Source organism: Streptomyces sp. NPDC001606 (assembly GCF_053596835.1).
Window position 1 is genome coordinate 141,727 of record NZ_JBSFHC010000015.1, and the last position, 18,457, is coordinate 160,183.

Here is an 18,457-nt window from a genome sequence, read left to right on the forward strand (position 1 = left end):
ATGGGCTCCCTGCGTGTCTCCGCCGACCGGGAGACCTGTGTGACCAGCAGCCTGTGCGTCTACCGGCTGCCGCAGGTGTTCGACCAGGACGAGGAGGGCCGCGTCGTGGTCCTCGACGGCCGGCCCCCGGACACCCTCCGCGACGAGCTGCGGCGCGCCTGGCGCGGCTGCCCCACCCGCTCCATCCAGGTCGAGGGCCTCACCTCCGAGGAGAGCGACACCACCCCATGAGCAGCGAACCGCTGAAGCCTGCGTCCGGGGCCGGCGAGGCACCGGCCCCCGTCCCCTTCCGCGTCATCGTCATCGGCGCCGGCACCGGCGGCATGGCGCTGGCGCACGGGTTGCGGCGGGCCGGGTTCGACGTCGTCGTCTACGAGCGGGACCGGACCCGCAGCGCCGGACTGCACGGGTACCGGGTCGGGATCGGGCCGGACGGGAGCGCGGCCCTCAAGCAGGTGCTGCCCCCCGAGCTGTACGAGACGTTCAAGGCCACCTGCGCCCGGCCGCCGCGCCACTTCGTCATGCTCACCGAGCGGCTGCGCACCAGCATCGACCTGCCGCTGCGCCCCGCCGTGGACGAGGAGAGCGGCGAACGCTCGGTGAGCCGGATGACGCTGCGCCAGGTGCTGTTCACCGGCATGGAGGACGTCATCCGGTTCGGCAGGACGTTCACCCACTACGAGCAGCGCCCGGACGGCCGGGTCACCGCGTACTTCGCGGACGGCGGCGAGGACACCGGCGACCTGCTGGTGGCGGCGGACGGCGCCGGTTCCCGGGTGCGCAGGCAGTATCTGCCGCACGCCCGGGTCGAGGACGCCGGCATCGTCTCCATCGCCGCGAAGCTCCCGCTCACCGCGGAGTCCCGCGCGCTGCTCCCCGAGACCGTCGCCGACGGCATCGGCCTGGTCCTCGCCCCCCACGGCTACAGCTGCATCCTGCACACCATGGAGTTCCCGTGGGACCGGGACGGCCTGCTCAAGCACGGCATCGGCGGCAACGACGCCGACCTGGTCCAGCAGTGGCCGGGCCTGCTCTTCGACAACACCCGCGACTACGTCAACTGGGGCTTCTGGGCGTCCACCGACAAGTTCCCGCCGGACGTCCTCAAGCGGGACGGACGCCAACTCATCGATCTCGTCCGGCAGATGACGGCCGACTGGCATCCGAACCTGCGGGAGCTGTTCCGGCTCGCCGACCCGAGCACCTGCTTCCCCATCAACATCCGCACCTCGGTGCCCGTGCCCCAGTGGCCCACCACCAACATCACCCTCATCGGCGACGCCATCCACACCATGACGCCCGGCCAGGGCGTCGGCGCCAACACCGCGCTGCGCGACGCCGCACTCCTGACCCGCAGGCTCACCGCCTTCCGGGACGGCCACGGCAGCCTGCACGACGCCGTCCGCGGCTACGAGACCAAGATGATCGACTACGGCTTCCAGGCCGTCCTCGCCTCCAAGGCCCAGACCGGCGGCGACCAGCTGATCCACCGGCCGTACCTCGGCCGGCTCGCCCTCGCCGCCCTGCGCGCCCAGCTCCACGTCGCGTCCCGGATCCCGTCCGTGAAGCAGCGGATGGCCGACGCGATGCACACCCGCCGCGGCGGCGACCGCGACGAGGACTGACCGACCGACGTACCGTCACCCGAGGAGGAACCACCGTGGACATCGGCGTTTGCCTGCCGATCGGCGTGCCCGGCGCCGAGGGCAGCCGGTTGATCGAGTTCGCCCGCCGGGCCGACCGCCTCGGCTTCAGCAGCCTGACCGTCACCGACCGTGTGGTGTACGACAGTTACGACAGCATTGTCGCCCTGGCCGCGGCCGCCGCGGTCACCACCCGGATCAAGCTGGTCACCGCCATCCTGCTGCCCGCCTACCGGCCCAGCGCCGTCGAGCTGGGCAAGCAGCTCGCCAGCCTGGACCGGATCTCCGACGGCCGGCTGGTCGTCGGTGTCTCCGCCGGCATGCGCGAGGACGACTACGCGGCCACCGGCACCGAGTTCCGCACCCGCGGCCGCCGCCTGGACACCACGATCGAGGAGATGCGGCAGATGTGGGCGGGGGAGGGGCCGCACGCCGGCGTCGGACCCCGCCCGGTGCGCGGCGACATCCCGCTGTGGGGCGGCGGCCACTCCCCGGCCGGCCTGCGCCGGGCCGCCCGCCACACCATCGGCTGGATCTCGCCCGGCGGCCCGCCCCAGCGGTACGCCGAGCAGGTCGAGGGCTTCCGCAAGCTCTGGGCGGAGGAGGGCCGCGCGGGAACCCCCCGGATGGGCGCCAACTGCTACGCCGCGCTCGGCCCGAACGGCAAGGAGGACGCCCGCGCGCACATGCTGTCGTACTACGGCTACATGGGGCAGCTCGCCGAGCACCTGGCGAAGGGCGCCATCACCGAGGGCGAAACGCTCCGCGCGGCCGCCGAGGGCTACGCGGCGGCCGGCTGCGACGAGCTGTTCCTGCTCTCGGTCACCGCCGACCCCGGCCACCTGGACCTGCTCGCCGAAGCGGTCCTCAGCTGATGGCGCGGCTGCCCGGCACCGGGCGCAGCGCCGTCGTGGTGGGCGGCGGGATCGGCGGCCTGGCCGCCGCCGTCGGCCTGCACCGGACCGGGTGGCAGGTGACCGTCCTCGAACGCGCCCCCGCACCGCGCGAGGCCGGGGCCGGCATCTCGCTGCTCACCAACGCCCAGCGCGCGCTGGACCTGCTGGGCGTCGGCGACGAGGTACGGCGGCGCGCGGCGGTCATGGCGCCCGGCGGCGAAGGCCTGCGACTCGCCTCCGGGCGCCGCCTGCAACCCCCCGCCGACCCGGGCTTCCTGCGCGCGCACGGCCTCTCCCTGATCGTGCTGACCCGGCCGGAGCTGCACGCCGTGCTCCGCGCGGCCCTGCCGGACCGCGCCCTGCGCACGGGTGCCGAGGTCACCCGTGTCGTCGACCTCCCCGACGGGGTGCGGGCCGTGCACCGTACGGCCGTCGGCGAGCGGACCCTGCACGCCGACCTGGTCGTCGCCGCCGACGGCGCGTTCAGCCGGCTCCGGCGCGCGCGCTGGCCACGGGTGGCGCCGCCGGTGTACAGCGGCCACAGCGTGTGGCGCGGCATCGCCGAGGGCGTGGACGGCGCGGCCGAGCCCGGCGGCAGCAGCTGGGGCCGGGGCCTGGAGTTCGGCCGTATGCCGCTCGGCGGCGACCGCGTCTACTGGTTCGCCGTCGCCAACACCCCGGAGGGGCTGCGCTTCCCCGACGAACACGCGGAGGTGCGGCGGCGGTTCGGCCACTGGCACCACCCGGTGCCCGAGCTGATCGCCGCCACCCCGGCCGGCCGGGTACTGCGCCACGACGTCTACGAGCTGGCCCAGCCGCTGCCCTCGTACGTCTCCGGGCGGGTCGCGCTGCTGGGTGACGCCGCCCACGCCATGACCTCCGACCTCGGCCAGGGCGCCTGCCAGGCCCTGGAGGACGCGGCCGTGCTGTGCGCGGCGCTCGCCGCGGACCCCGACGTCCCGGCGGCTCTCGCCCGCTACGACGAGCAGCGCCGGCCGCGCTCCCAGGAAATCGTCGAAGCCTCCCGGCGGATGGGCGAGTTCAAGCTCACCGAACGCCGCTGGCGCATCCTGCGCCGCAACGCCCGGCTCCGCCGCACCCCGCCCACGGCGTCCCAGCAGGGCCTGGTGGCGGTCGGCGACTGGCAGCCCCCGCCCCTCCTCCCGGCCCCCCTGAGCGAGGCGACGTGACGCACGGACAGGAGTCGACGTGATTGTCGTGATCGGTGCCGGCGGTACCGTCGGGCGCGAGGTGGTCGCCGGACTGCGGGACGGCGGCCGGGCGGTGCGGGCGTTCGTACGGGACGCGAACCGGGTCCGGTTCGGCCCCGGTGTCGAGGTGGCCGTCGGGGACCTGGGGCGGCCGGAGACCGTGCGGGCCGCGCTGGATGGGGCCGAGGCCGTCTTCGTGCTGTCCGCCGGGCCGGACGCCGCCGCCCAGGAGGCGGTGGTCGCCGACGCGGTGCGCCGGTGCCGGGTCGGCCGGGTCGTGAAGCTGTCCTCGGTCGCCGCGGACGAGCCCGCCGCCGGTTCGTACGGCCGTGCCCACGCGGAGTCCGAGCGGGCGTTCGCCCGGACCGGCGCCGAGTTCACCGCGCTGCGCCCGGCCGCCTTCATGTCGAACGTCCTCCAGTGGCGGGCCTCGATCGCCGCCGAGGGGACCGTGTACCAGACGTACGGGGACATCCCGCGCGCGGTGGTCGACCCGGCGGACGTGGCCGCGGTGGCCGTCGTCTGCCTGACCACCGCCGGGCACGGCGGCCGGGTCCACCGGATCACCGGTCCCGAGGCGCTGACCGCGCCCCAGCAGGTTGCCCGCGTCGCCGCCCTGCTGGGCCGCCCGCTGAAGTACGTCGAGGCGCCCCGCGAGGCAGCGGCCGAGGCGATGGCGGCGGGCGGCCTGCCGGCCGCCTTCGCCGCCGGACTGCTCGACGCCCAGGCCGATCCCGACCCGCGCAGGGGCGGGGTGCCGCTGCCCACCGTGCGCAGCCTGACCGGGCGGGAGCCGGCCGGTTTCGACGCCTGGCTGAAGCGCCACGAGCACCTGTTCACAACCGGCTGACGCTCCGGTGGGACTCGAGCCGTTCTCGATCGACGTGGTCGAGTTTCGAGGGGAGCCACACCTGGTAGAACTCGCCCGACGGGGCAGGAGGGGGTTGAGTCCCATGGCATTCCGTCAGCGGTTACGGACCCGTGCCGAACCGCTCCTCGGGCAGGTGCGCACCCATCCCTTCTGGGCGGGCCTGTGCGACGGCACCCTGCCGCCCGAGGCCCTTTGGCACTTCGCCGAGCAGGACTTCCGCTTCACCGTGCCCGCCTACGCGCGCGCCCTCGCCCGTACCGCCGCCGTCGCCGAACTCCCCGCCCAGGGCGCGCTCCTGGCGGGCGCGGCCGGTGCGACGTTCGAGTCGCTCGGCCGGATGGCACGCGAACTCGACGTGCTGGCCGACCGGTTCCCGCATCTGAAGCCGGACGACGGCATCAGCCGGTCGACGCTCGCCCACACCTCCTTCCTCACCGCGGTCTCGGCCACCTCCTTCGCGGCGGCGCTGGGCGGCCTGCTGCCGATGACCTGGTTCCACCAGCAGGTCTGCGTCGAACTGCGGCGGCGCCTGGTGCCGGGCACCCGCTACACGGACTGGATCGCCCAGTACTGCCCGGGAGACGGCTTCGACGACTACGTCGAGGCCTACCTCGCGCTCGTCGACGACTTCGCCGCCACCGCGTCCGAGGCCGAACTCACCCTCCTGGAGGACGGTTTCCTGCACGGGGCGCGCTACGAGCTCGCCTTCTGCGAGGCGGCCTGGCGGTTGCACGACCGGGCCGAAACCACATCGGAAAGGAATGCATGAAAGTGACCCCGTACGACGAGACCGTGCCCGTACTGATCGTCGGCGGCGGCTATGCCGGGCTGGCGACATCGCTCTTCCTCTCGCACCAGGGAGTGAGGTCGCTGCTCGTGGACCGGCACGCCGGTGTGGCGGTCCAGGGGCGCGCCCGCGGCATCAACCCCCGTACGATGGAGATCTACCGGCCGCTCGGCCTGGAAGCGGAGATCAAGGAGGCGGGCCGTCCCTTCGACGCCGACTCGGGCGTCGTCCGCTGCGAGAACCTCAGCTCCGAGTGGCACTGGATCATGGCGCAGGACTCCCCGCGCGCGCTGCCCGAGTTCACCGCCGGCGAGTTCGGCATGGCCGACCAGAGCACCGTGGAGCCGGTGCTGGCCAAGCGCGCCCGCGCGAACGGCGCCGAGCTCCGGCACTACACCCAGTGCGTCTCGGTGGAGCAGGACGCGGACGGCGTCACGGCGGTGATCGAGGACCGCGGCACGGGCGAACGCCGTACCGTGCGGGCCGATTACCTGGTGGCCTGTGACGGCTACCGCGGCACCATCCGCGACGGCCTCGGCATCGCGCGGACCGGCCGCGGCACGATCCGCTCCTACGTCTCCTTCGTGATCAAGGCCGATCTGTCGGACCTGATCGAGAAGACCGCGCTGTTCTGGATCATCGGTGGCAACGGTGTCGCGGGTGGCTTCGTCACCCACGCCCTGCCGAACCACTGGGGTGTCGCGCTCACCTACGACCCCGCCGAGGAGTCCCCGGAGGACTACACCCTGGAGCGGTGCGCCGCCGCGGCCCAGGCCCTGATCGGCCGGGACGTGCCCGTCGAGGTCATCGACAAGGCCTCCTGGGAGGAGGCGGTCGGGGTCGCCGACCGCTACCGCTCCGGCCGGGTCTTCCTCGTCGGCGACGCCGCGCACGTGTGGCCGCCGGCGGGCGCGCTGGGCGCCAACTCGGCGGTGCAGGACGCCCACAACCTGGCCTGGAAGCTCGCCGCGGTGATCAAGGGGCAGGCCGGCGACGGTCTGCTGGACAGCTACGAGGACGAGCGGCGCGCCGTCGCCGTGGAGCTGGCCGACCTCACCGTGCGCAGCCAGGAGTCGCGGTTCGGGCCCACCCCGCAGGAGGACCCGCTGGAGCCGACGCTGTGCATCCTGGCCCAGCGCTACCGCTCCTCGGCGATGATCGGCGCGGAGCACACCGGCGTCATCGGCGAGCAGGTCGACCAGTACGCCAGGCCCGGCACCCGGGCGCCGCACCTGTGGCTCGACCACGAGGGCGGCCGCATCGGCGTGCACGACCTGTTCCATGACGCGTTCGTCCTGCTCACCGGCCCCGCCGGCGACGAGTGGAAGAGCGCGGCGGCAAAGGCCGCCGAGCAGACCTCGGTGCCCGTGCGGGCCTACCAGGTCGGCCCGGCCGCCTCCGGGGCCGAGCTGACCGATGTCGAGTCCGAGTGGGCGACCCGCTACCGCCTCGGTCAGGGCGGCGCGGTCCTGGTCCGCCCCGACGGCTATGTCGCCTGGCGCGGTGAGGAGCTTCCCGCCGATCCGGCGGCGGCGCTCACCGACGCGCTCCGCGAGGTCCTGTCCGTCACCGCCTGACGCACGACGAGGGCGCCGGTCCCGCACGGGACCGGCGCCCTTGGTATTGCCTGCCGGACCTCAGCCGGCGGTCGCGCGGAACAGTGCGACCGCGCCGCGGATCCGTACCCGGTACTCCGGGAAGTACTTCGCCAGCTGGCGCTCCAGACCCTGGGGATCGTCGCCCTGGTTCTGGAAGTTGCCGCGCCGGTGCTGTTCGAGGAGCAGCTTGTGCGTGAGCCGGTTCATCGGCACGCCCTCGGCCAGCACGGTCGTACCGAACAGCACGCCGCCGGGGCGGAGCGTCTGCGCGACGTGCTTGAGGATGACGCCCTTGCCGTCCCAGCCGCCGGGGATGGTGTGGAAGACCAGGTTCATGGCGGCCGAGTCGAAGTGCTGCGGGGGCAGCGGCAGCGGCTCCATCAGGTTGGCCCGGCAGGTCCGCGGCCGGTACCGGGCGATCCGCGCCGCCGACATCTGGAGGCACTCCTCGTTGAGGTCGAGCAGGGTGATCTCCGGATCCGGGTCCGGGAAGCGGCACTTGTCGAGGAAGTAGCCGGTGCCGGGCCCGACGTCCAGGTGGCGCCGGCCGACGGAGGTGTCGTAGAGGCGGCGCATCACGTGTGCCGGGCAGCGCCACACCGCCGAGCAGAACAGTCCCAGCACCCACTTGTCGTAGATGGCCAGCTTCCCGCGGGTGTACACCTCCTGGGCGTGCGCGATGCGGGGGTCGAGCCGTTCGGACGCGAGGTCGGTCATACGGGTCTCCGTTCAGATCGCCAGTTCGATGCCGTAGTGGCGCAGCCAGGTGTTGAACTGGAGGGCCATCTCCAGGTGCATCCGGCTCGGCCAGTCGTGCGCGTCGCCGGGGTGGTCCAGCGTGCGCCGCACCGCCTCGTGGTTGAGGTACGGCTGGATCGGCGCGCTGTCGTCGGCGGCCAGGGCGGCCAGCTCCGCGTGCAGCATCCGGGTGTAGGCCGGGTCCTGGGTGACCGGCCACGGGCTCTTCTTGCGCTCCAGCACGGAGGTCGGCAGCAGGTCCCGGGCGACGGCCCGCAGCAGGGACTTCTCCTGGCCGTCGAAGGTCTTGAGGCTCCACGGGGTGTTGTAGAGGTACTCCACCAGCCGGTGGTCGGCGTACGGCACCCGCAGTTCCAGGCCGTGCGCCATGGACAGCCGGTCGCCGCGGTCCAGCAGCATCGGCAGCCACCGGGTCAGGGTGAGGTGGCCGATGGTGCGCATCCGGGCTTCCTCGGGGCTCTCGCCCGCCTGGTGCGGCACCTGCGCGACCGCCTCGCGGTAGGTGTCGGCGTAGTGGCCGGCCATGTCCAGCTTCTCCAGGAAGCCGACGGCGAACAGGTCGCGCCCCTGGCCGCCCCGGTTGCCCGGGTGCAGACCCTCGTTGACCACCCAGGGGAAGACGTCGGCGGCCACGCACTCCGGCTTGAACATCCAGTTGTAGCCGCCGAAGATCTCGTCGGCCACCTCGCCGACCAGCGCCACGGTCGAGTGCGTCTTGATCTCGCGCGCGGTCAGGTAGTTGGAGGTGTCCATGTCGCCGAGGGTGGACGGGGCGTCCTGGGCGAGCACCACGTTCAGCCGGGTGCCGGGGTCCATCAGGGCGTGCGGGTCGAGCCTGATGTTGACGTGGTCGGAGGAGACGTGCGCCGCGACCTCGGCCGCGTACGGCTCGTCGGGGGAGAACCGCACGTCGTCCTTGCGGAAGTTCTCCACGTAGCCGTCGAAGGTGGTGACGAAGGTCCGGATCCGCTCGCCGTCCTGCTTCCACCGCCGGGCGGCGGCGACCGCGGTGACCGTGCTGGAGTCCAGGCCGCCGGAGAGCGCAGTGCACAGCGGCACGTCGGCGACCAGCTCGCGCTCCACGATGTCGTCCAGCAGATCGCGCACCGTACCCACGGTGGTCCGCAGGTCGTCGGTGTGCTCGCGCGCGGTCAGCGTCCAGTACGTGTGCTGCCGCGCGCCGTCCCGGCCGATGGTCAGCGTATGGCCGGGCAGCAGCTCCCGCATGTCCCGGAAGACGGCCCGGCCCGGCTGTTTGGCCACCGTGAACAGCTCGCGCAGGCCCTCCAGGTCCACCACCGGGCGGACCGCGGGGTGGGTGAGCAGCGCCTTGGGCTCGGAGCCGAACAGCACGCCCCGCGGGAGCGGGGTGTAGAACAGCGGCTTGACGCCCAGCCGGTCGCGCACCAGGACCAGTTCCTCGCGGCGCACGTCCCAGATGGCGAACGCGAAGATGCCCTCGAGGCGGGAGGCGAAGGACGGCCCCCACTCCAGGTACGCCTGGAGCGCCACCTCGGTGTCCGTCCGGGTGCGGAACCGGCGTCCCCGTGCCTGGAGTTCGCTGCGCAGCTGCTTGAAGTTGTAGACCTCGCCGTTGTGGACGATCACGGCCGCCGTACGGCCGTCCTCCTCCACCGCCAGCGGCTGCGCGCCGCCCGCCACGTCGATGACGGCCGTCCGGGTGTGCCCGAGCGCGGCGTGGCCGTCCAGCCACAGCCCCCGGCCGTCGACGCCGCGGGCGGCCAGGGCGTCGGTCATCGCCTCCAGCACCGGCCGTTCCCGCGAGAGGTCCTGTCCGAAGTCCACCCAGCCAGTGATGCCGCACATAGGCGTCCCCTTCGTCGGTTGCGTACCGCCCCGAGCGTCCGGCAGCCGCTTCGAGTACTCCTCGACCGCCGGTCGAACCCGGCCGCCGCGACCGAGCACCGTTCCACCCGGATTCGAGCCGGCGCCGGGACGCTGTCGGCGGCCGGAGCCCCCCGACGAGAGGTGGACGAGGATGAACGCGCAGGACGGCCCTCCGCAGCCCGCGGGCATGGACGGATGGTTCGACCGCAGCCTGCCGCCGCGCCAGCAGGTGCTCGGATTCGTCTACGCGAAGTGGGCGATCGGCGCGCTGCGGGCGATGGTGGAAGTCAAGGTGCCCGACGCGCTGGCCGACGGCCCGCGCACGGTGGCCGAGCTGAGCGCCGCGACCGGCACCGACCCCGACGCCCTCTACCGGGTGCTGCGGGCCGTCGCCGCCGCCGGCGTGCTGCACGAGGGCGAGGACGGCCGGTTCGCGCTGCTGCCGGTCTCCGAGGGCCTGGTCTCGGACGCCGAGGGCGGCATCCGCGACATGTTCCTGTTCGCCACCGACCCGATGCTCTGGCGTCCCTACGAGGACGTCGCGCACACCCTGCGCACCGGCGGATCGGCGTTCACGCACGCCTTCGGGCTGCCGTTCTACGAGTACACGAAGGCCAACCCCGACAAGGCCGCGGTGCTGGACCGGGCGATGCTCCAGAACCGCTACCCCGGCACGGAGCGCATCTTCGACGAGTTCGACTTCGGCAGGTTCGCCAGGATCGCCGACGTGGGCGGCGGCCGCGGCCACTTCCTGGTCGAGCTGCTGCGCCGCAACCCCAACACCACGGGTGTGCTGGCCGACCAGCCGCACACCGTCGCCGAGGCCAAGGCGGTCTTCGACGGCTCCGGCGTGGAGGACCGCGTCACCATCGCCCCGATCGACTTCTTCACCGCGGTGCCGTCCGGGTGCGACGCGTACTTCATCAAGAACACGCTGCACAACTGGGACGACGACAAGGCCGTGCTGATCCTGCGCAGCATCCGCGCGGCGATCGGCGACACCGGCGCCCGGCTGCTGATCGTGGAGAACCTGCTGCGCGGCCCGGGCGAGTGGGACATCGGCAAGCTGATCGACGTCGAGTCGCTCGCCGTGCTCGGCGGCCGGGAGCGCGGCCGCGCGGAGTGGAACCGGCTGGCCGCCGACGCCGGGTTCGCCCCGGCCAACGATCCCGCGCCCGGCGACGTCGCCCTGCTGGAGTACCGGCCGGTGTGACGAGCGGCTCCGCGGCCCCGGCCCGTCGGCGGCCGCGAGCGGACCACCACAGGCTCGAAGGCTCAGAGGTTCAGAGGACAGGTGTGCCCATGTCGATGCCGCTTCCCGACCCGATGACCCTGCCGGCGCGGCGCGGTTGCCCGTTCGACCCGCCCGAGGAGTACGCGCGGCTGCGCGCCGAACGCCCGATGAGCCGGCTGCGGCTGCCCGGCGGCCGGGTCGGCTGGCTGGTCACCCGGTACGAGGACGTGCGGGCCGCGCTGGCGGACCCGCGGACCAGTCCGCCGCTGATCCAGGTCACCCCGGCGACCGAACTCCCGCTCCCCGAGGACGAGCTGGACGTCCCGCCCGGGGTCTTCTCGGCGCTGGACCCGCCGGAGCAGAGCCGCTACCGGCGGCAGGTGAGCCGCTACTTCACCCGCAAACGCTGCCGTGAGATCACGCCCCGGCTGGAGCAGATCATCGACGAGCAGCTGACCGGGATGATCGAGCACGGCTCGCCGGCCGACCTGGTCGAGTGGTTCGCGCAGCCGATCCCGACCCGGGTCATCACCGAGATGCTCGGCATCTCCGAGGCGGACCGCCCGGACTACCAGCGCTGGATCCTCGCGATGCTGTCCCTGGACACCGCGGAGAAGCCGCTGCGCGAGGCCCGGGACGGGCTGTACGGCGGCCTCGCCGAGCTGGTCCGGGACCGCAGGGACCGGCCCCGCGACGACATCCTCAGCGACCTGCTGCACGGGGCCGCCGCGCTGACGGAGGAGGAGGTCGTCGGGATCGGCGCGCTGCTGCTGATCGCCGGCCTGGAGACGACCGCGAACATGCTCGGGCTCGGGGCGTTCGCGCTGCTCCAGCACCCCGGCCAGCTGGCGGCGCTGCGGGCCGACGAGAGCCTGTTCGACACCGCGGTCGAGGAGCTGCTGCGCTATCTGACCATCGTCCAGTTCGGGCTGACCCGGACCGCCCGCGAGGACCTGGAGGTGGCCGGGCAGACGGTGCGGGCGGGCGAGACGCTGATCCTCTCGCTCGCCTCGGCCAACCGCGACGCGGCCGTCTACTCGGCCCCGGACGAGCTGGACCTGACCCGCGACCAGGCGCCGCACCTGGCCTTCGGCCACGGTGTGCACCAGTGTCTGGGGGCCCAGCTGGCCCGGTTCGAGATGAAGCTGGCCTTCGGCGCACTGCTGCGCCGGCTGCCGGGCCTGCGCCTCGCCGTCCCGGCGGAGCTGGTCCCGACGGCCGGCGAGGACAAGGTCTTCCACGGGGTGCACTCGCTCCCCGTCGCCTGGTAGCGGCGGCCTCAGCCGCGCGACGGGTCGTCCACGGTGGTGTGCCGGTGCTCCTTGAACGCGCGCCGGGCGTCGTCCAGGTACTCCCGGGAGAGCATCGCGGACACGATGGCCACGCCACCGCGGTGCACCCGGATCTCGCTGTCGGTTGCGGTGCCGTACAGGTGGATCCGGCGGCCGGTCTTGCCGGAAGGTCCCTGGGCGTCCTTCAGCCGGCCCTTCGCGGGCCAGGTGACGTCGCCGTCGTCCAGGACGTCACCCTCGCCCACCAGCAGCTTCAGCGTGCTGTGCCGCAGGTCCACGGTGATCTGCACGTCCTCGGGAACCTCCGGGGCGCGCAGGTCGAGCACGACGCCCGCGTCCCTGCCGCGGACGTCGAAGGCGTCGGCGGACGTCCACTTGCCCAGCCGCTTGGTCACGGTGCCACGGGCGTGGATGCGCTCGGTGGTGGTCATGTCGGTGGTCCTCTCCCTCGACTGGTCGTGCCTTCCCGATGCCGTCTCGCTGTCTTGCCCGGCACCATGATGGTTGCACAGAAACTAGTTTCAACGCAACTAGTTACGGTGGGACGTACACTGAGCGCATGTCCGCCTCAGCGCCGCGCAGCTCCCCGCTCGCCCTGACCGTCCTGTCGCTGCTGCACTACCAGCCGCTGCACCCGTACGGCATGCAGCGGCTGATCAAGGAGTGGGGCAAGGACCAGGTCGTCAACGTCAGCCAGCGCACGAGCATCCACCGGACCGTCGAGCGGCTGCTCGCCGCCGGGCTGGTCGAGGTGCACGAGGTGGAGCGCGACGAGCAGTACGCCGAGCGCACCGTCTACCGGATCACCGAGGAGGGCCGCCGGGTCGCCCGCGCGTGGCTGCTCGACATGCTCGGCACGCCCAAGCCGGAGTATCCGCAGTTCCCCGTCGCGCTCTCCTTCGCGCTGATGCTCACCCCCGAGGAGGCGCTGACCGTCCTCGACGACCGCGCCGCCGCCCTCGTCCGCACCGTGGACGCCCTGGACGCGGCGCTCGCCGACGCGGACGACGACGGACTCGGCCGCGTCATCTGGCTGGAGACGGAGTACCAGCGCGCCATGGCCGCGGCGGAGCTGCGCTGGCTCACCGCCGTCACCGACGACCTGCGCAGCGCCCGTCTGCGCTGGTCGTGGGAGGAACTGACCGCCCTCGCCGGACCCGGAGCCGCCTGACCGGTCGAGAGCGGCACCAGCCTCCTTCGAGCGCGCGTCACTACCGTCCCGAGCCGACGGACGACGCGGCGAGAGGGAGAGCGATGCGGCAGGAGCTCCGCGAGATCTGCGCACCGGTGCTGCACGAGGTGCTGAACCATCCGTTCTGGACCGGGCTGCGCGACGGCACGCTGCCCGCCGCGGCGCTGGCCCGGTTCGTCCACCAGGACACCGCGTACCTGCTGCCCGCCTACGCCCGCGCGCTGGCCCGCTGCGCCGCCGACGCCCCCGACGACGCCGGGGCCCGCCTGTTCGGCCAGTCCGTGGTCGGCACCCTGGACGCCCGCGACGGCCTGCGCGCGGCCTATGCCGCCCTCGCCCCCGGCCTCGGCCTGCCCGGACCGGACGCGGCCGAGGAGCCCGTCGCGCCGGCGGTGGCGGCCCACGCCGCCTTCTTCACCACCTCCGCGGCCTCCTCGTACCACGCCGGCGTCGGAGCGCTGCTGCCCATGGTCTGGTTCAACGCCGAGGTCTCCGACCACCTGCGCGACCACGCCGTCCCGGGCAGCCGCTACCTGCCCTGGATCACCGCCTACCACCCCGGCGAGTCGTACCGCTTCGCCGTCGAGGCGTTCTCCGAGCTGACCGACCGGCTCGCGGAACGGTCCACCCCCGCGCAACGCCGCGTGCTCACCACTCACTTCGCCCTCGGCATCCGCCATGAACTCGCCTTCGCCGACGCCTGCGCCGCCCCCGCCGCGCAGCCGGCCGGAAGGGGTGCGCGATGATCGTCCACCACCTCGACCTGATGGACCCGAAGTCCTTCGCCGACGGAATCCCCTACGAGTACTTCCGCCACCTGCGCGACGTCGCTCCGGTCAGCCGGGGCACCGACACGGACGGCGAGCCGCTGTGGCACGTGGTGCGGCACCGGGACGTGTCCGCCGTCTCCCGGGACGCGCGGACCTTCTCCTCCAGCCCGACCACGATGACCTCGATCCGCAAGGTCGACCCGAGCCCGCCGATCATCACCTTCCTGGACGCCCCCGAGCACACCCGGGTGCGCAAGCTGACCTTCAAGGTGTTCGCCCCCGCCCGGCTGGCCGCCCTGCGGGACCCGATCCGGGCCATCGTCGACTCCCTCCTCGAAGAGGCCCGGGAGAAGGGCGAGTTCGACCTCGCCGAGGACATCGCCCTGCGCCTGCCCTTCGAGGTGCTGCTCGAACTGCTGGACATCCCGCGCGAGGACCGCGCCACCATGCTCGGCTGGGCCCGCCGGACCGTGAACCTCGGCGACCAGGAGTACGGCGACGACGCCGGGCCCGACCCCTTCCAGCAGATCCACGCCTACCTGCACGACTTCGCCCACCACCGGGCCGCCCACCCCGCCGACGACTGCTTCTCGCTGCTGCTGGGCGCCCGGCTGAACGGCGCCGAACGGCTCGGCCTGCCCGACCGGCTCACCCCGGACGAGGTCGGCCTGTTCGCCTCCACCCTCGTCACCGCGGGCATCGAGACCACCTACTGCTCCGTCACCGGTGGCGTCCTGGCCCTGCTCGACCACCCCGACCAGCTCGCCCGGCTGCGCGCCGACCGGGACCTGCTGCCGAGCGCCGCCACCGAGGTGCTGCGCTGGGTCACCCCGGTCACCCACTTCGCCCGGCGGGCCGTCACCGACACCGAGATCGCCGGGCAGCCGGTGGCGGCGGGGGAGAAGGTCGTCGTCTGGTACAGCTCCGCCAACCGCGACGAGCGGGTGTTCACCGACCCCGACCGGTTCGACCTCGGCCGCACGCCCAACCCCCAGCTCAGCTTCGGCGGCGGCGGACCGCACGTGTGCATCGGCAACGGCCTGGCCGTCCTGGAGCTGCGCGAGTTCCTGGACGGGATCGCCGACCTGCTGCCCCGGCTGGAACTCGTCGAGGCCCCCGCCCGCCCGGAGACCAACTTCATGAACAGCGTCAAACACCTGCGCGTGCGCCTGCACTGACCGGCGCCGGACCCCAGGAGCCTCCATGACCACAGGCACCGCCCTGATCACCGGCGCCAACCGCGGCATCGGCCGCGCCGTCGCCGCCGAACTGCACCGCCGGGGCCTGGACGTCGTACTCACCGCCCGCGACCCCGAGCAGGCCCGCGCCGCCGCACAAGAACTGGGCACCCGCTGGACGGACCTCGACACCACCGACCCGGACAGCGTCGCCCGCGCCGCGAAGACCGTCGGCGCGCCGGACATCCTGCTGTGCAACGCCGGTGTGCTGCTCGACGCGGGCACCGAGCCCCTCGCCGTACCGCTGGAGCTGGTCGAACGGACCCTGCGGGTGAACCTGCTGGGCACCTGGCGGGTGCTCCAGGAGTTCGTCCCGGCCATGATCCGGCGCGGCAGCGGCCACGCCCTGGTCGTCTCCAGCGGCACCACCGCGGAGTTCGGCGGCCGGCTGTTCCCCAAGACCCCCGGCTACTCGCTGTCCAAGAGCGCGCTCAACGGCCTCACCACCATGCTCGCCGCGACCACCGAGGGCACCGGCGTCCGCGTCAACGCCGTCAACCCGGGCCGCGTCCGCACCCGCATGATGCCGGGCCCGCACCAGTCCCCCGAGCAGGCCGCCCGGTACATCGCCGATGTCGCGACGCAGCCGCACGGCGGCCCCACCGGACGCTTCTTCGCCGAACACTCATCCACCTCACGGGAGTAGCCATGCGATTCGACCTGACCGGCAGAACCGCCGTGGTCACCGGAGCCGGCAGCGGAATCGGGCTGGCCTGCGTCCGCGCCCTCGCCGAAGCGGGCGCGCGGGTGCTGGGCGGCTCCCGTACCGTCGGCCCCGAGCTGCGCGCCGCCACCCCGTACACCCGCACCGTCGACCTGGCCACCGAGGACGGCGCGCGGGACCTGGTCGGGCACGCGCTGGGCGAGTTCGGCGGCATCGACATCCTGGTCAACAACGTCGGCGGCGGCGTCAAACTGGCCGCGGGCTTCCTCGACATCGACGACGACACCTGGCGCGAGGCGTTCGGCCTGAACGTCCTCACCGCGGTCCGCACCACCCGGGAGGCGCTGCCCAGCCTGGTCGAGCGGCGCGGCGCCGTCATCAACATCGGCTCGGTCAACGCCACCCTCGCCGACCCGCGGCTCGGCCACTACTCGGCCGCCAAGGCCGCGCTCGCCAGCGTCGGCAAGTCGCTGGCCGCGGAGTTCACCCCGCTGGGCGTCCGCGTCAACACCATCTCGCCCGGCCCGGTCCGCACCCGGGTCTGGACCAACCCGCAGACCGCGCGCAGCGCCGGACTCACCCCCGAGGAGTTCATCGAGGCCGTCCCGAAGATGACCGGCCTGGCCACCGGCCGCATCATCGAACCCGAGGAGGTCGCCACCCTGGTGGTCCTGCTCGCCTCCGGGAAGGTCCCGAGCATCACCGGCTCGGACTACACCATCGACGCCGGGATGAGCCGTCCGGCCCTGCGCTGATCCGCCCTGCCCCGCTCGCCCCGACGCGCCCCCGCCTCCCGCCGGAGCACCGGCGGGAGGCGGGGGCGCGCGGGTGTGGTCCGGAGCCGGACTCACACCCGGCCCTCCGGGACCATGTCCGTCCGGCTCGCCGGGCCGGGCTGGGCCCGCTGGAGGCGGGGGCGCATCCCGAAGGCCGTCACGAAGGCCGCCGCGAGCAGGCCGGCGGCGACCCAGAAGGTGACGCGCAGGGCGCCGTCCGCCCCGTGCGGGGTGTTCGTCAGAGAGCTGAAGAAGACCGTGCCCAGCAGTGCGTAGCCGATGCTGTTGCCCAGCTGCTGGAAGGAGTTGAGCAGGCCCGAGGCGGTGCCGGTCTGCTCCATGGTGACCAGGGCGAGCGAGATGTCGTAGTACGGGGTCAGCACGCCGCCCATGCCGAGGCCGAGCAGCGACAGGGGCACCAGCAGCTGCCAGGCGCCGACGGCGTGGCTGCGCGAGACCACCGCGATCACCCCGACCGCCCCGACGACCAGCAGCGCGAGGCCGCCTTGCAGGGTGCGCCGGCTGCCGAGGCGCCGTACCAGCAGGTGCCCGGCCACGGCCGATCCGACGGCGGAGCCGAGCGTCCACGGCACCATGGCCAGGCCGGCGCCCAGTGCGGTGAAGCCGTGCGCGGTCTGGAGCTGCACCAGAAGCGCGAACATCATGCCGCTCAGCGCCGTGTAGTACAGCACCCCCACCACCAGCGCGGCGACGAACCTGCCGTCGCGGACGAGGCGCGGCTCGATCAACGGCACCCGGCCGGCCCGTGCCCGCCTGCTCTGGTGGACGCCCAGCAGGACCAGCACCGGCAGCGCCGCCGCCATGCTGGCGAAGCACCACGCCGGCCAGCCCGCGGTGCGCCCCTGCATCAGCGGGTAGGCGACCAGGACCATCGCGCCGACGGCCAGCGCGGTGCCGGTCCCGTCCAGCCGGCGCAGCGACGCCCCCTCGGCGGGCGGCTGGTCGGGTACGTACCGCACGGCGCCGAACAGGGCCAGCGCACCGAGCGGCAGGTTGACGAAGAACACCGCGCGCCAGCCGAGACCGAACAGGTTCCCGGTCGCCAGCGCACCGCCCAGCACCGGCGCGACGATCGCGGCGATGCCCACCACCGGGCCCATCATGCCGATCGCCCGGGGCAGTTCGCGCGGCGGGAACAGCTCGCGCATGATGCCGAGCCCCTGCGGCACCATCACCGCCGCACAGGCCCCCTGCGCGATCCGCGCGAGGATGATCATCTCCGGGTTCACCGCCAGCCCCGCCAGCAGCGAGGCGCAGGTGAACCCCGCCGTGCCGATCAGCAGCATCCGCTTGCGCCCGGCGATGTCCCCGAGCCGGCCGCCGGTGATCAGCAGGGAGGCGAACGCCAGGGCGTAGCCGGCGCCCATCCATTGCAGGTCGGTGTAGCTGCCGTGCAGGCCCTTGCCGATCGCGGGGGCGGCCGTGTTCACCATCATGCCGTCGAGCAGGTCCATGCAGTGGGTGGTCAGGATCGCCGCGAGGGCGTACCAGCGCAGTCTGTCCGCGGGAGTGGGATCCATGGCCGAACCTTTCGGGATCGATGACGCGAATCTGGCGCGAACCATGCGGCCGACAGCTCCAGAACCGGTCAAGCCGCGCTCGAGCACCGTTGTCGAAGGTGGGGGCGGGACCGGCTGACGGGGCCGCGTCGCACGAA

At 73.3% G+C, this 18,457-nt stretch carries 18 protein-coding genes; 14 read left to right on the plus strand and 4 right to left on the minus strand.

Features of this window, described 5'->3' with window-relative positions:
• From ACWCV9_RS25740 to ACWCV9_RS25770, 7 genes are all read left to right on the plus strand, one after another.
• The gene (locus tag ACWCV9_RS25740; RefSeq protein WP_385842191.1) at nucleotides 1-231 is read left to right on the plus strand and encodes a ferredoxin; all 231 of its coding nucleotides are present in this window, start codon (nucleotides 1-3) and stop codon (nucleotides 229-231) included.
• Nucleotides 228-1,625: an FAD-dependent oxidoreductase gene (locus tag ACWCV9_RS25745; RefSeq protein WP_450789912.1), complete on the plus strand. Its 1,398-nt coding sequence runs from the start codon at nucleotides 228-230 to the stop codon at nucleotides 1,623-1,625. Before ACWCV9_RS25740 ends, ACWCV9_RS25745 begins: the two co-directional genes overlap by 4 nt.
• A 35-nt stretch (nucleotides 1,626-1,660) precedes the next feature.
• A complete protein-coding gene (locus tag ACWCV9_RS25750; RefSeq protein WP_450789914.1) occupies nucleotides 1,661-2,518 on the plus strand; it encodes an LLM class flavin-dependent oxidoreductase in 858 nt (285 codons plus the stop codon).
• A complete protein-coding gene (locus ACWCV9_RS25755; RefSeq protein WP_450789916.1) occupies nucleotides 2,518-3,729 on the plus strand; it encodes an FAD-dependent monooxygenase in 1,212 nt (403 codons plus the stop codon). The genes ACWCV9_RS25750 and ACWCV9_RS25755 overlap by 1 nt, the downstream gene beginning before the upstream one ends.
• 19 nt (nucleotides 3,730-3,748) lie before the next feature.
• Nucleotides 3,749-4,600, plus strand: a complete 852-nt coding sequence (locus ACWCV9_RS25760) for an NAD(P)H-binding protein (RefSeq protein ID WP_450789918.1) — start codon at nucleotides 3,749-3,751, stop codon at nucleotides 4,598-4,600.
• A 103-nt stretch (nucleotides 4,601-4,703) separates the two neighbouring features.
• Complete coding sequence (locus ACWCV9_RS25765; RefSeq protein ID WP_450789919.1) at nucleotides 4,704-5,390, plus strand: TenA family protein; 687 nt, start codon at nucleotides 4,704-4,706, stop codon at nucleotides 5,388-5,390.
• Nucleotides 5,387-6,985 carry an FAD-dependent monooxygenase gene (locus ACWCV9_RS25770; protein ID WP_450789921.1) on the plus strand — a complete coding sequence of 533 codons (1,599 nt, stop codon included), beginning with the start codon at nucleotides 5,387-5,389 and terminating at the stop codon, nucleotides 6,983-6,985. Before ACWCV9_RS25765 ends, ACWCV9_RS25770 begins: the two co-directional genes overlap by 4 nt.
• Nucleotides 6,986-7,045: 60 nt before the next feature.
• Here the strand turns inward: ACWCV9_RS25770 and ACWCV9_RS25775 are convergent, their stop codons facing one another.
• Nucleotides 7,046-7,723, minus strand: coding sequence for a class I SAM-dependent methyltransferase (locus ACWCV9_RS25775; RefSeq protein ID WP_450789923.1), 678 nt, complete (start codon nucleotides 7,721-7,723; stop codon nucleotides 7,046-7,048).
• Between the two features lie 12 nt (nucleotides 7,724-7,735).
• Nucleotides 7,736-9,592, minus strand: coding sequence for an asparagine synthase (glutamine-hydrolyzing) (gene asnB / locus ACWCV9_RS25780; protein ID WP_450789925.1), 1,857 nt, complete (start codon nucleotides 9,590-9,592; stop codon nucleotides 7,736-7,738).
• Between the two features lie 172 nt (nucleotides 9,593-9,764).
• Between asnB and ACWCV9_RS25785 the strand changes: the two genes are divergently transcribed.
• Nucleotides 9,765-10,826: a methyltransferase gene (locus ACWCV9_RS25785; RefSeq protein WP_450789927.1), complete on the plus strand. Its 1,062-nt coding sequence runs from the start codon at nucleotides 9,765-9,767 to the stop codon at nucleotides 10,824-10,826.
• Nucleotides 10,827-10,915: 89 nt separating this feature from the next.
• Entirely contained in the window at nucleotides 10,916-12,118 is a 1,203-nt protein-coding gene (locus ACWCV9_RS25790; RefSeq protein ID WP_450789929.1) for a cytochrome P450, read from the plus strand.
• A gap of 8 nt (nucleotides 12,119-12,126) precedes the next feature.
• Here ACWCV9_RS25790 and ACWCV9_RS25795 read toward each other — a convergent pair whose 3' ends face one another.
• Nucleotides 12,127-12,570 carry a hypothetical protein gene (locus tag ACWCV9_RS25795; RefSeq protein WP_450789931.1) on the minus strand — a complete coding sequence of 148 codons (444 nt, stop codon included), beginning with the start codon at nucleotides 12,568-12,570 and terminating at the stop codon, nucleotides 12,127-12,129.
• 128 nt (nucleotides 12,571-12,698) lie between these two features.
• Here ACWCV9_RS25795 and ACWCV9_RS25800 point away from each other — a divergent pair, with 128 nt between their 5' ends.
• The 5 genes from ACWCV9_RS25800 to ACWCV9_RS25820 all read left to right on the plus strand — a co-directional run bounded on the left by ACWCV9_RS25800 (nucleotide 12,699) and on the right by ACWCV9_RS25820 (nucleotide 16,758).
• Nucleotides 12,699-13,310, plus strand: a complete 612-nt coding sequence (locus tag ACWCV9_RS25800; RefSeq protein ID WP_450789933.1) for a PadR family transcriptional regulator — start codon at nucleotides 12,699-12,701, stop codon at nucleotides 13,308-13,310.
• A gap of 83 nt (nucleotides 13,311-13,393) precedes the next feature.
• Nucleotides 13,394-14,077: a TenA family protein gene (locus tag ACWCV9_RS25805; protein ID WP_450789935.1), complete on the plus strand. Its 684-nt coding sequence runs from the start codon at nucleotides 13,394-13,396 to the stop codon at nucleotides 14,075-14,077.
• A complete protein-coding gene (locus tag ACWCV9_RS25810) occupies nucleotides 14,074-15,279 on the plus strand; it encodes a cytochrome P450 (RefSeq protein WP_450789937.1) in 1,206 nt (401 codons plus the stop codon). The genes ACWCV9_RS25805 and ACWCV9_RS25810 overlap by 4 nt, the downstream gene beginning before the upstream one ends.
• Nucleotides 15,280-15,304: 25 nt before the next feature.
• Nucleotides 15,305-15,985 carry an SDR family NAD(P)-dependent oxidoreductase gene (locus ACWCV9_RS25815; RefSeq protein WP_450789939.1) on the plus strand — a complete coding sequence of 227 codons (681 nt, stop codon included), beginning with the start codon at nucleotides 15,305-15,307 and terminating at the stop codon, nucleotides 15,983-15,985.
• Between the two features lie 2 nt (nucleotides 15,986-15,987).
• Nucleotides 15,988-16,758 (plus strand): SDR family NAD(P)-dependent oxidoreductase, encoded by a 771-nt coding sequence (locus ACWCV9_RS25820; protein ID WP_385842174.1) that lies wholly within the window; start codon nucleotides 15,988-15,990, stop codon nucleotides 16,756-16,758.
• A gap of 92 nt (nucleotides 16,759-16,850) precedes the next feature.
• On the opposite strand, the gene ACWCV9_RS25825 is transcribed toward ACWCV9_RS25820, so the two are convergent.
• On the minus strand, nucleotides 16,851-18,320 hold the full coding sequence (locus ACWCV9_RS25825; protein WP_450789942.1) for an MFS transporter: 1,470 nt from the start codon (nucleotides 18,318-18,320) through the stop codon (nucleotides 16,851-16,853).
• Nucleotides 18,321-18,457 lie beyond the last annotated feature (137 nt).